At 58.8% G+C, this 11,879-nt stretch carries 10 protein-coding genes; 5 read left to right on the top strand and 5 right to left on the bottom strand.

All coding sequences use genetic code 11. The features are described 5' to 3' along the window. Positions 1-38: 38 nt before the first annotated feature. Complete coding sequence (dcp, locus tag ACZ3HG_RS03380) at positions 39-2,183, top strand: peptidyl-dipeptidase Dcp (RefSeq protein WP_191932433.1); 2,145 nt, start codon at positions 39-41, stop codon at positions 2,181-2,183. A 22-nt stretch (positions 2,184-2,205) separates the two neighbouring features. Continuing rightward, positions 2,206-3,087, top strand: a complete 882-nt coding sequence (bla, locus tag ACZ3HG_RS03375; RefSeq protein ID WP_465331845.1) for a class A beta-lactamase — start codon at positions 2,206-2,208, stop codon at positions 3,085-3,087. Between the two features lie 38 nt (positions 3,088-3,125). On the opposite strand, the gene ACZ3HG_RS03370 is transcribed toward bla, so the two are convergent. From ACZ3HG_RS03370 to ACZ3HG_RS03360, 3 genes are all read right to left on the bottom strand, one after another. Beyond that, positions 3,126-4,079 carry a sulfonate ABC transporter substrate-binding protein gene (locus ACZ3HG_RS03370; RefSeq protein ID WP_465331843.1) on the bottom strand — a complete coding sequence of 318 codons (954 nt, stop codon included), beginning with the start codon at positions 4,077-4,079 and terminating at the stop codon, positions 3,126-3,128. Positions 4,080-4,233: 154 nt separating this feature from the next. After that, positions 4,234-5,673 carry an aldehyde dehydrogenase gene (gene aldA, locus ACZ3HG_RS03365; RefSeq protein ID WP_191935856.1) on the bottom strand — a complete coding sequence of 480 codons (1,440 nt, stop codon included), beginning with the start codon at positions 5,671-5,673 and terminating at the stop codon, positions 4,234-4,236. A gap of 93 nt (positions 5,674-5,766) precedes the next feature. Then, positions 5,767-6,069: a hypothetical protein gene (locus ACZ3HG_RS03360; RefSeq protein ID WP_191932429.1), complete on the bottom strand. Its 303-nt coding sequence runs from the start codon at positions 6,067-6,069 to the stop codon at positions 5,767-5,769. Between ACZ3HG_RS03360 and rhaT the strand changes: the two genes are divergently transcribed. Then, a complete protein-coding gene (rhaT, locus tag ACZ3HG_RS03355) occupies positions 6,056-7,090 on the top strand; it encodes an L-rhamnose/proton symporter RhaT (protein WP_191932428.1) in 1,035 nt (344 codons plus the stop codon). The genes ACZ3HG_RS03360 and rhaT overlap by 14 nt on opposite strands. A 62-nt stretch (positions 7,091-7,152) precedes the next feature. On the opposite strand, the gene rhaR is transcribed toward rhaT, so the two are convergent. Together rhaR and rhaS are read right to left on the bottom strand one after the other, a co-directional pair. After that, positions 7,153-8,013, bottom strand: coding sequence for an HTH-type transcriptional activator RhaR (gene rhaR, locus ACZ3HG_RS03350; protein ID WP_191932427.1), 861 nt, complete (start codon positions 8,011-8,013; stop codon positions 7,153-7,155). 11 nt (positions 8,014-8,024) lie between these two features. Next, positions 8,025-8,849, bottom strand: coding sequence for an HTH-type transcriptional activator RhaS (rhaS, locus tag ACZ3HG_RS03345; protein WP_191932426.1), 825 nt, complete (start codon positions 8,847-8,849; stop codon positions 8,025-8,027). Between the two features lie 298 nt (positions 8,850-9,147). On the opposite strand from rhaS, the gene rhaB reads away from it, so the two are divergent. Together rhaB and ACZ3HG_RS03335 are read left to right on the top strand one after the other, a co-directional pair. Next, positions 9,148-10,620 carry a rhamnulokinase gene (rhaB, locus tag ACZ3HG_RS03340; RefSeq protein WP_465331841.1) on the top strand — a complete coding sequence of 491 codons (1,473 nt, stop codon included), beginning with the start codon at positions 9,148-9,150 and terminating at the stop codon, positions 10,618-10,620. Then, the gene (locus ACZ3HG_RS03335) at positions 10,617-11,873 is read left to right on the top strand and encodes an L-rhamnose isomerase (protein ID WP_191932424.1); all 1,257 of its coding nucleotides are present in this window, start codon (positions 10,617-10,619) and stop codon (positions 11,871-11,873) included. The genes rhaB and ACZ3HG_RS03335 overlap by 4 nt, the downstream gene beginning before the upstream one ends. Positions 11,874-11,879 lie beyond the last annotated feature (6 nt).

The raw sequence follows: 11,879 nt of genomic DNA, 5'->3' as shown, positions 1-11,879 counted from the left end.
ATGCTGAGAGTTCAGCTACATGGAATGGGAGCAAAGAAATGAGGATCGCACCGTTAGTCTGGGCTATCAGTCTGGCCCTGACCGCCAGCGCACAAACCGCGCTGGCGGCAGAGTCGCAAAAGGAGAGTCGCCACATGGCATCGCAGCAGAATAATCCCTTCAGTCACGCCAGCCCACTGCCTTTTCAGGCTCCGCCCTTTGACCGTATCTCTGCCGGGGATTACCGTCCGGCGCTAACGGCGGCGATGGCGCAGAAGCGTGAAGAGATTGCCCGCATTGCGGATAATCCCGCCCCTCCGACGTTTGAAAACACCTACCAGGCGCTGGAGCAGAGCGGACAGAGCCTGCGGCGGGTAAATAACGTCTTCAGCGCCATGACCTCGGCCAATACCAGCGATGAACTCCAGGCGCTGGATGAAGAGATGTCACCGAAGCTGGCCGCGCTGGACGATGATATTAAACTGAACGGCAGGCTGTTTGCGCGGCTGGATAAGGTGTATCAGCAGCGTCAGCAGTCAGGCCTCGACGCGGAATCGCTGCGCCTGGTGGAAGTGACCTGGCAGGCATTTGTGCTGGACGGTGCGCGCCTGAGTGAGACAGAAAAAACCGAACTGAAAGCCCTGAATCAGGAGTCAGCCACGCTCGGCACCCGCTTTACCAATCGCCTGCTGGCAGCCACCAAGTCCGGCGGCGTGCTGTTTACCGATGCGCAGGCGCTGGCCGGTCTGAGCGAGGCGGATATCGCTGCCGCTGCCGGGGCGGCTGAGGCACGCGGCCTGAAAAATCAGTGGCTACTGGCCTTACAGAACACCACCCAGCAGCCCGATCTGCAGGCGATGAGCGACCGCAGCGCGCGTGAAAAACTGTTCACCGCCAGCTGGACCCGTGCCGAAAAAGGGGACGGTAATGATACCCGGGAACTGATTGCGCGACTGGCACAGGTGCGCGCAAAGCAGGCAAAACTGCTGGGCTATGACAGCTACGCCGCGTGGAAACTGCAGGATCAGATGGCAAAAACCCCCCAGGCCGCCCTTGATTTTATGCGGCAGATTGTGCCGGCGGCTACCGCCCGGGCACAGCGTGAAGCAGGGGATATTCAGGCGGTGATTGACCGGCAGAAGGGCGGCTTTACGCTGCAACCCTGGGACTGGCTTTTCTACGCTGAACAGGTGAGACGAGCGAAGTACGATCTGGATGAATCGCAGATCAAACCCTTCTTTGAGCTGAATAACGTGCTGGAAAATGGCGTGTTTTATGCGGCTACACAGCTGTACGGCATTACCTTTAAACCACGGCCAGACCTGCCGGTGTATCACCCGGATGTGAAGGTATATGAAGTGCTGGATAAGGATGGCAGCCCGCTGGCGCTGTTCTATGCCGACTGGTTTAAGCGTGATAACAAAGGCGGCGGCGCCTGGATGGGCAACTTTGTTGAGCAATCAACGCTGCTGGGCACCCGTCCGGTGATCTACAACGTGGCCAACTTCAGCAAACCTGTTGCCGGGCAGCCCGCGCTGCTCTCCTGGGACGATGTGATCACGATGTTCCACGAGTTCGGCCATGCGCTGCACGGTATGTTCGCCGACCAGCGCTATCCGAGCCTCTCCGGCACCGAAACTCCGCGCGACTTTGTGGAGTTTCCGTCACAGTTTAACGAGCACTGGGCCAGTTATCCTCAGGTGTTCAGTCATTTCGCCCGTCATTACCAGAGCGGGGAACCGATGCCTGCGGCACTGCGCGATAAAATGCTGCGTGCCAGCACCTTTAACAAAGGCTATGACATGAGCGAATTGCTGGCGGCAGCACTGCTCGATCTGCACTGGCACAGCCTGCGCGAGGGAGAGCCGCTACAGCAGGTGGATACCTTTGAGCAGGGCGCGCTGGAAAAAGAGCACATCCGTCTGGCGGCCGTACCGCCGCGTTATCGCTCCAGCTATTTCCAGCATATCTGGGGGAACGGCTATGCCGCCGGGTATTATGCCTATCTGTGGACCGAGATGCTGGCCGACGACGGGTTTACCTGGTTTGAGGAGCACGGCGGCCTGACACGGGAAAACGGCCAGCGTTTTCGTGATAACATTCTGTCGCGCGGTAACAGTGAAGATCTGCAGCAGCTCTATCACGACTGGCGCGGTCACGACCCGGTGATTGAGCCGATGCTGCACAACCGTGGCCTGAAATAAATCTTTCGCTGAAAGGAATTCTATGACGATTTTACTGCAACGCCGCCAGCTGCTGGTGGCGGGTGCGGCGCTGGCGCTGACCGCCTCGCTGATGCCATTGAACGTATTTGCAGCCAGTGATTCGCTGCAGCGGCAGCTTGCCGCACTGGAAACAGAGGTGAACGGCCGCATCGGGCTGGCCCTGATCGACAGCGCCAGCCAGCAGGCGTGGAGCTATCGCGGCGACGAACGCTTCCCGCTGTGCAGCACCTTTAAACTGCTGCTGGTCGCTGCCGTTTTAAAACGCAGCGAGTCGCAGCCCGCCCTGATGCAACAAACCCTGCACTGGACACCCGCAGATCATCTGAGCTATATGCCAGTAACGGCGAAGCATCCGCAGGGGATGACCGTCAGCGATCTGTGTGCGGCCGCGCTGCAATACAGTGACAACCTGGCGGCCAACGTGCTGCTGACGCTGCTGGGAGGACCCTCATCGGTAACGCGGCTGGCCCGATCTTTAGGTGACAGTGTCACGCAGCTCGACCGTAATGAACCGACGCTCAACACCGCCATCCCGGGCGATCCGCGTGACACCACCACGCCGCTGCATATGTCGCATAGCGTGCAGCAGCTGTTGGTGAAGTCGGGATTACAGACTGCCCAGCGACAGCAACTGATCGCCTGGCTGAAGGGGAACACCACGGGTAAAAACGCCATTGCTGCGGCGCTGCCTGCTGGCTGGGAAATCGGGGATAAGACTGGTAGCGGGGGCTATGGCACAACCAACGATGTCGCCATCCTCTGGCCTCCGGGCAAGGCTCCGCTGATCCTTTCTATCTACTTTACCCAGCATGCCCCGGAGGCGCAGAGTCGTCAGGACGTGCTGGCGAAAGCCGCCAGCATTGCACTGAAATCCTTTATCTGATCGTTAAGGGTCACCCGCTTCAGCCGGGCGGCCCGCGATCAGCGTGATTTATCCAGCGACCAGGTCGCTGAACTGACATTCACTTTCACCGGCAGCAGCCCAATCTGGGTAAATTTATCGGCCAGTGCCTGCTGCTGCTTAAACACTTCCGGCGTCATCCGCTCCGCACCATAGGGCATTCTGGCCAGCGCCCGCTGCCAGATGGGCTGCGGCAGACCGGTGGATGCCGACAGGATCCCGGCCGCCTGCGCCGGGTGAGCATTAGCCCAGTCACTCAGGGTACCCAACTCATCCACCACCTGCTTTGCCGTCTGCGGCCAGCGGTCGGCAAACTTGCGACTGGCAAGGTAGAAGGTGTAGTGCGGTACCAGGCCTTCCGCATTTTTGACCAGGCGCGCGTTGGCACGGGTTTCCACTTCGGCGTAGTACGGGTCCCAGATCACCCACGCATCCACCGCACCGCGCTGAAACGCCGCACGGGCATCCGCCGGCGGAAGGTATACCGGGGTAATGTCCCTGTAGCTCAGTCCGGCATCTTCCAGTGCGCTGACCAGCAGGTAGTTCACGTCAGAGCCTTTATTCAGCGCCACGCGTTTCCCTTTCAGGTCAGCCACGTTTTTAACGGGCGAGTTTTCCGGCACCACAATAGCCTCGGTTTTGGGATTCGCCGGGGAGTGGGCCAGATAGACCAGATCAGCCTGGGCCGCCTGAGCAAAGACCGGCGGTGCATCCCCGGTTGCCGCCAGATCGATGCTACCTACGTTCAGCCCCTCCAGCATTTGTGGCCCGGCGGGAAACTCCACCCAGCGCACGGCAATACCCTGCTTTTTAAACTTTTCGTCCAGGGTGCCGCGGTATTTCAGCAGGGCGAAAATATTGGCCTTTTGATAGCCGATGTTAATGGTTTTTGGCACAGATTCTGCGGCCGCAGCCGACAGGGTGGTCGCAGTAACGATGGCGGCGATCAGACCGCTTAAGCGTGCTTTTTTCATGTTATTTCCCCAGGAGATAAGAGCAATGGGAAAACATAACAAAATGCCTGGGAGAGGCTTAACGAGGAGTTATGATAACGATATGCGCAGAGCGGATAATGCGCTTGTCTGTCGCACGGAGTGAGGAAAGCCTCAATCCGTGCGGCAACGGTGCTTACTGATACTGCAGATAGGCGACGTGGGTTTGCAGATACTCTTCCAGCCCGTGACGGCCATCGGCACCGCCAATGCCGGACTTACGCCAGCCTGCATGGAACCCCTGCATCGCTTCGAAATGCTCACGGTTGACGTAGGTTTCACCAAACTTAAGCTGCTTCAGTGCCAGCATCGCCGTGTTGAGGTTGCGGGTGAAAATAGAGGAGGTCAGGCCGTAGTCGCTGTCGTTGGCCAGCGCGATGGCTTCATCTAGCGTACTAAATTTCATCACCGGAAGAACCGGGCCAAATGTCTCGTCCTGCATAATGTCCATCTGCTGCTCTACGTTGGTGAGCAGGGTCGGTTCGAAGAAGAAACCGGTGGTGCCCGCCCGTCTGCCGCCGGTGACGATGGTCGCGCCCGCAGCGACGGCATCCGCCACTTTCTGCTCTACGCGCTGCAGGGCGGCCGCTGTGATCAGCGGGCCCATATCCAGTCCTTTCTGCGTTGCAGGATCACCCCAGGTGACTTTTTTAAAGGCTGCGCTCAGGCGCTCAACCACCTCATCGTACACTCCGTCCTGCACATACAGGCGCTCGGCGCAGTTACATACCTGCCCGGTATTGATCATCCGCGAGGCAACAACTGCCCTGACGGCCAGATCGAGATCGGCATCGTTCATAATAATCGCCGGAGCTTTACCGCCTAACTCCAGCGAGACTTTAGTGATGTTGTTTGCCGCCGCCTGCATGGTAGCAACACCGGCCCCTACGCTGCCGGTCAGGCTGACCAGGCCGACTTTCGGGCTGGCCGCCAGCGCATGGCCTACCACCGGGCCATAGCCCGTCACCAGGTTAAACACCCCAGCAGGCAGACCGATGTCGTGCACAATCTGTGCGAATATGATCGCGTTGTTCGGCGTCAGTTCACTGGGTTTTATCACTATCGTATTGCCAGTCAGCAGGGCCGGAGCGGCCTTACGGGCGATCAGGAAGAACGGGAAGTTCCACGGCAGGATGCCGGTGGTCACGCCAATGGCTTTCTTAAAGACCAGAATATTTTCCTGCGGGCGGTCGCTCTGGACAATCTCGCCCTCGTAGCGGCGGGCCCATCCGGCCATATAGTCCAGGTAGTCAGCGGTGAAAAAGACCTCGGTTTTGGCCAGTTCCTGCGTTTTACCGCCTTCCGCGACAATGACAGCCGTCAGTTCGTCGGCACGCTGACGCACGCCCTGAGCGATTTTCTGCAGCCAGTGACCGCGCTCGATGGCGGGCAGCGCTTCCCAGCCGGGCTGGGCAGCCGCAGCGGCATCAATGGCCCGCTGTGCATCGTCAGCACTGCCTTCGGGAATACGCGACAGCAGGGCTTCCGTCGCCGGGTTGATCACCTCTATCCAGCGATCGGCGCGGTTTTCGACAAATTCACCGTTGATGTACATCTGTTGCTGAACTGGGTTCATGGCAGCTTCTCCGTGACATGATTTTTACAGGGTTGTTAACGGACAGCATAAAGGCTGTTGCAGGCCTGAAACGGTGCAACAGCCGGGCCGCAATCACCTTGATCTGGCTGCCATCAATGAGAGCTGGCTGGCAAAATCCGCAAGAACCCCGTGTCGCATCTGGCATTTTTGAGATTTAGTGTTGAATATGAGCGGTTTAGCGAAAATCACGCCATGACGGGTGGCCAGCGCTGAGATCGGTGATTTGTGATCGTGGTCGGTGGAAGGCGCTGAATTTTGCCAGATTTGCTGCCAGTGGGGCAGCCAGCGTAAGGTTGAACGGTACGCATTCTCCGTAGACTCCTTCGTCATCAGGGCAAACAACAACGAAGGAAAACAAAAAATGAATGAAGCCATCGTCTCCGGTATTTTGTGGCATCTGGTCGGGGCCGCCAGTGCTGCCTGCTTTTACGCACCCTTTAAAAAAGTTCGTCACTGGTCATGGGAAACCATGTGGTCAGTGGGGGGGATCATGTCGTGGATCGTGCTCCCCTGGGCGGTCAGCGCCATCCTGCTGCCCAACTTCTGGGCCTACTACAGTTCATTTACCCTTGCCCAGCTGATGCCGGTCTTCCTGTTCGGCGCAATGTGGGGGATCGGAAATATCAACTATGGCCTGACCATGCGTTATCTCGGTATGTCGATGGGTATTGGCATTGCTATCGGTATCACCCTGGTCGTCGGTACGCTGATGACCCCGCTTCTGCAGGGGCGTTTCGTTGAGCTGTTCAGCTCTGCGGGAGGCCGGATGACCCTTCTGGGTGTGCTGGTCGCCCTGGCGGGCGTGGCGATTGTCTCCCGTGCCGGGCTGTTAAAAGAGCGGGCCATGGGCATCACCGCAGAAGAGTTCAATCTGAAAAAAGGGCTGGTGCTGGCGGTGATGTGCGGGATCTTCTCCGCCGGCATGTCATTCGCCATGGATGCCGCCAAACCCATGCACGACGCCGCTGCGGCGCTGGGTATCGACCCGTTGTACGTGGCACTGCCAAGCTATGTGGTGATCATGGGCGGCGGTGCGCTGGTTAACCTTGGCTTCTGTTTTGTCCGGCTGGCCACCCGATCAGACCTGTCCGTCAAGGCCGATTTCTCCGTGGTGAAGTCGGTGCTGATGGCCAATATTGCGCTCTCCCTGCTGGGCGGTACCATGTGGTATCTGCAGTTCTTCTTCTATGCCTGGGGCCATGCACGAATTCCGGCACAGTACGACTTCGTCAGCTGGATGCTGCATATGAGCTTCTATGTGCTGTGTGGCGGCCTGGTGGGGTTGATACTGAAAGAGTGGAACAACGTCGGACGTCAGCCGGTGCGCGTGCTGAGCGTCGGCTGCTTTGTGATTATCCTGGCAGCGAATATTGTTGGTTTGGGAATGGTTTCCTGACGGCAACGTCAGGGTAGCAGTCAGGGGCTGGCCAGGCGGTCAGCCCTTGTGCATGCTGCGCATCAGGCTTTTTCGTGGCGGGCGAGGGAAGGCGGACGAACAAATTGCTGGCGCCATGCGCTGGGTGTCATGCCGGTCTCGCGGGTAAACACCACCGAGAAATAGTTGCTGTCATCGAAGCCGCAGCGGGAAGCCACTTCGCCAATCAGACCGTCACTGGTTCGCAGCAGGTGCTTCGCCTGGCACAGCTGCAGCTGGCGGAGGTAATGACCGACAGTCATCCCGGTCTGCTGGCGGAACAGCTGTTTTAGCGCCCGCTCGGCCAGCTGATGCTGTTCGCAGAAGGTGGCGAGGTCGAAAGGCACCGCTATCTGCCCCTGAATGGCCGCCATCAGCAGATCGAGCTGTTCCCCCTCCGGCATCTGCCAGGCGCGATCGGACGCATAGCGATGGCGCTGCAACACCAGCGCCAGCTGTAAAAACAGCGCTTCCGTCAGCTGACGCGACAGCACGTCGCTTTTGCGGCTCTCCTGTTCCAGCTGCTGGATCACGCCGCGTGCCAGCGCCATCCCCCGCGTGGTTAACCGCCATGCGGCGGACTCGGGCGGGGGCAGCAGCTGCGACCAGTCCAGACTCAGCTGAAAGCGCTCCGGGCAGTAAATAATATTATCCAGCGCCAGCTCATTGACCGACTCATAGCTGTGACAGTCATCGGCATTCAGATAGAAGATGTCGCCGCAGGTGACCAGCCAGGGCCGATCATTCATCACATGCAGGCCATTCCCGCGCCACACCAGCACAATCTCATTGAATTCGTGAACGTGAGGCGGGAAGGAGGGTTGTGAGGTACGTTCAGCCACCGCAACGGGCATTTGTTCAGACGGTAAATAGTCAGCTTTTGCCAGCCGAAGGAGAGCAGTCACGGATCACCTCATCAGTTATGTTGTCGCAGTGTACGGGGAGAACAGCCAAACTCACGCTTGAACAGCGTAGAAAAGTGATTGCTGTCACCAAAACCACAGTGAAACGCAATATCGGTAACGCGCATTTCGCTGTGGCGCAGCAGATGACGGGCCTCCAGCAGCCGCAGGCGGTTAAGGTAGCGCTGGGGCGTACTGCCGGTCTGATGTTTTAACTGGCGATGCAGCGTGCGCAGTGAAAGTGAGAAGCGGTCAGCCAGGCCTTCCCAGTCAACGTCCTCACTGTAGTGATCCGCCAGCCAGTCCAGCAGACCACGCAGGCGGCTGTCCTGATCGTCACTGTCCGCAGCACTGCATCCCTGACGCAGCAGGACCAGCAGGCGCATGAAATACATCTCCTGTTCCGCCTGACTGCTGAGGCTGTCATTCAGCGGCGGCTGCACAAGGTGGTCGAGCAGCTGCCTGGCCTGGGCCAGTACCTTATTGCCGATGCGCCAGTGGGAAGGGTAGTGGCCGTCCTGCTCCTGGGGCAACAGATGTTCCAGCCCCGCCAGAAAACGGAACGACTCCGGCCCGCGATACAGCACGTTTGTCAGGCACAGATTCTCGGTTTGCTCATACAAGTGGCGATCATGGCTGCGGACAAAACAGACACAGCCGCTGCATAACGGCTGCGACTGCCCGTTAAACACATGAATGCCTGCCCCCTGCTCAACAATGACGATTTCATGAAAATCATCATGATAGTGTTCAGGAAACACGCCCTGCGGCGCACGGGGTTCAATGGCGACGGGGAAATGCCCTGTCGGGAAGAAATCAACGCTGTGCAGCACGGTCATGATCGTTTCCTCTTTAACATTCAGGTAACAGAGTCTACGCAGCAGCGTAAAACGACACCTTGAATTTTTGACCGGGAATCGCGCTATCCCGGTGATTTTTTCAAGAAAAAGCGGGAATGCGTCAGAAATGCGGGCAGCATCACATCTGCCTCACCGGCCCCATCGATGCCAAACTGTGATTTACTTCACGTTCATCTTTGCCATCCTGCCAGCCCGCCGGTCCCGCTGGCAGTAGTAAGAAGGTAGCGAAAACAGGCTCTTTTACACTGGTGACATCGAATCATCAGGAAGCCATCACATGAGCCTTCGTCACTTTGTTGCCATTGATCTTGGCGCATCCAGCGGCCGCGTTATGCTGGCGCAGCATGACTCACAGAGCGGAGCTATCACCCTTAGCGAAGTCAGCCGCTGCACCAATCAGCTGATCACCGTTCAGCATCGCCAGTGCTGGGATATTGACGCCCTGGAAGGGTTTATCCTTGCCGCGCTGGAAAAAATTGACGCGCAGGGCATCGTGCCGGAAAGCATCGGTATTGATACCTGGGCGGTGGATTTTGTGCTGCTGGATGCGGAGGGGAACCGGGTCGGGCTGCCGGTCGCTTACCGTGACGATCGTACGCACGGGCTGATGGCCCAGGCCTGCCGTGAACTGGGCCAGGAGCAGATTTATCAGCGAACCGGCATTCAGTTCCTGCCGTTCAATACACTGTATCAGCTGCGGGCGCTGTGCCGTGATGGGGCGACCGGGACTGATCGGGTCGCCCATGCACTGATGATCCCAGATTATCTTCATTACCGGCTGACCGGCGTACTCAACTGGGAGTACACCAACGCTACCACGACGCAAATGCTGAATATCAGCAGTGGCGACTGGGACACGGAGCTGCTGCGCTGGAGCGGGGCGGATCCGGCCTGGTTTGGCCAGCCCTCGCAGCCAGGCCAGGGAGTGGGGGTCTGGAACAGTCCAGCGGGTAAGGCCATCCCGGTGGTGGCCGTTGCCACCCATGATACCGCCAGTGCCGTGCTGGCCACACCGCTGACCGGCGACAATGCGGCCTATCTCAGCTCCGGTACCTGGTCATTAATGGGCTTTGAGAGCCTCAAGCCCTGTACCGGCCCGGGGGCACTGGAAGCGAATATCACCAACGAAGGCGGGGCTGAAGGGCGCTTTCGGGTGCTGAAGAATATTATGGGCCTGTGGCTGTTACAACGCGTGTGTAACGAACTGGCCGTCAGCGACCTCTGCCCGCTGATCGCAGAAGCACAGCAGCAACCCGCCTGCCGCTGGCTGATCAACCCCAACGACGATCGCTTCATTAATCCCGCCAGCATGGTGCGCGAGATTCAGGACGCCTGTGCCGGGCAGCGTATGCCGGTGCCCTCGACACCGGCAGAACTGGCCCGCTGCATCTTTGACAGCCTGGCCTTTTGTTACCGCCAGGTGCTGCTGGAGCTGGAACAGGTACGGGGAACACGCTTCAGCCAGTTGCACATCGTCGGCGGCGGCAGCCAGAACCCGTTTCTTAACCAGCTGTGTGCCGATGCCTGTGGCATTCCGGTGTTTGCCGGGCCGGTGGAAGCCTCCACGCTCGGCAACGTCGGCAGCCAGATGATCGCCGCCGGTGCCGTCGCTGATGTCACGGCTTTCCGCCAGCAGCTGGCACAGCATTTCCCGCTTACCCGTTATGACTCTCACGGCAGTGACGTATTTCGCCGTCATCTGCCGCGTTTTCAGTCACTGACCCATTCTGTAAAGGAGCTTTGTATATGACTCAGGCCATTGAACAGGCTTTCGCCCTGGCGAAACAGCGCTTTGCCGATATCGGCGTAGACGTGGACGCCGCGCTGGCGCAGCTCGACCAGCTACCGGTGTCGATGCACTGCTGGCAGGGGGACGACGTGCGCGGTTTTGAAAATCCCCAGGGCGCGCTGACCGGCGGTATTCAGGCCACCGGTAACTATCCCGGTCGCGCACGCAATGTGGCAGAGCTGCGCGCCGATCTCGATCTGGCGATGTCGCTGATCCCCGGGCCAAAACGGCTGAACCTGCACGCTATCTATCTGGAAAGCGAGCAGGCGGTAAAACGCAATGAAATCAAGCCGCACCATTTTTCTGGGTGGGTAGCGTGGGCCCGCGACCGGCAGCTGGGTCTGGACTTCAACCCCAGCTGTTTTTCCCATGAGCTGAGTGCTGACGGTTTTACCCTGGCCCACAGCAATGCGGAGATCCGCCAGTTCTGGATCGAACACTGTCAGGCAAGCCGAAAGGTATCCGCCTGGTTTGGTGAACAGCTCGGATCGCCCTCGGTGATGAATATCTGGGTGCCGGACGGTATGAAAGATGTGACCGTCGATCGTCTGGCGCCGCGCCAGCGCCTGATGGACTCTCTGGATGAGGTGATCCGCGAAAAACTGGATCCGGCACACCATATCGATGCGGTAGAGAGCAAGCTGTTCGGCATCGGCGCGGAAAGCTATACCGTCGGCTCCAACGAATTCTGTCTTGGCTATGCTGCCAGCCGCCAGACGGCGCTGACGCTGGACGCCGGGCATTTCCATCCGACCGAAGTGATCTCGGATAAGATCTCCACCGCCATGCTCTACGTGCCGCGCCTGCTGCTGCACGTCAGTCGCCCGGTTCGCTGGGACAGCGACCATGTCGTGCTGCTCGATGATGAAACGCAGGCGATTGCCAGTGAAATCGTGCGTCAGCGCCTGTTCGATAAAGTACACATTGGTCTCGACTTCTTCGATGCTTCAATCAACCGCATTGCGGCCTGGGTGATCGGCACGCGTAACGCCAAAAAAGCCCTGCTGCGCGCCCTGCTTGAACCGGTTGATACACTGAAAACGCTGGAAAACGACGGTGACTACACCGCACGTCTGGCGCTGCTTGAAGAGCAAAAATCCCTGCCGTGGCAGGCCGTGTGGGAGGCCTGGTGCCTGCGCCACGAAGTGCCCGCCGGGGCCAGCTGGTTAGGCGAAGTCCGCCAGTACGAACAACAGATCCTCAGCCAACGTTAAGGTAAC

It is taken from the genome of Erwinia sp. PME.40.26/001 (genome assembly GCF_055556675.1).
Note: the sequence above shows the minus strand (reverse complement) of the source record. Positions and strands in the feature narration are given on the sequence as shown.

Coding starts and splice junctions, on each gene's coding strand:
- rhaT (WP_191932428.1), top strand. CDS start 6,056: ATGAATGAAGCCATCGTCTCCGGTATTTTGTGGCATCTGGTCGGGGCC.
- dcp (WP_191932433.1), top strand. CDS start 39: ATGAGGATCGCACCGTTAGTCTGGGCTATCAGTCTGGCCCTGACCGCC.
- rhaS (WP_191932426.1), bottom strand. CDS start 8,849: ATGACCGTGCTGCACAGCGTTGATTTCTTCCCGACAGGGCATTTCCCC.
- aldA (WP_191935856.1), bottom strand. CDS start 5,673: ATGAACCCAGTTCAGCAACAGATGTACATCAACGGTGAATTTGTCGAA.
- rhaB (WP_465331841.1), top strand. CDS start 9,148: ATGAGCCTTCGTCACTTTGTTGCCATTGATCTTGGCGCATCCAGCGGC.
- ACZ3HG_RS03360 (WP_191932429.1), bottom strand. CDS start 6,069: ATGGCTTCATTCATTTTTTGTTTTCCTTCGTTGTTGTTTGCCCTGATG.
- ACZ3HG_RS03335 (WP_191932424.1), top strand. CDS start 10,617: ATGACTCAGGCCATTGAACAGGCTTTCGCCCTGGCGAAACAGCGCTTT.
- ACZ3HG_RS03370 (WP_465331843.1), bottom strand. CDS start 4,079: ATGAAAAAAGCACGCTTAAGCGGTCTGATCGCCGCCATCGTTACTGCG.
- bla (WP_465331845.1), top strand. CDS start 2,206: ATGACGATTTTACTGCAACGCCGCCAGCTGCTGGTGGCGGGTGCGGCG.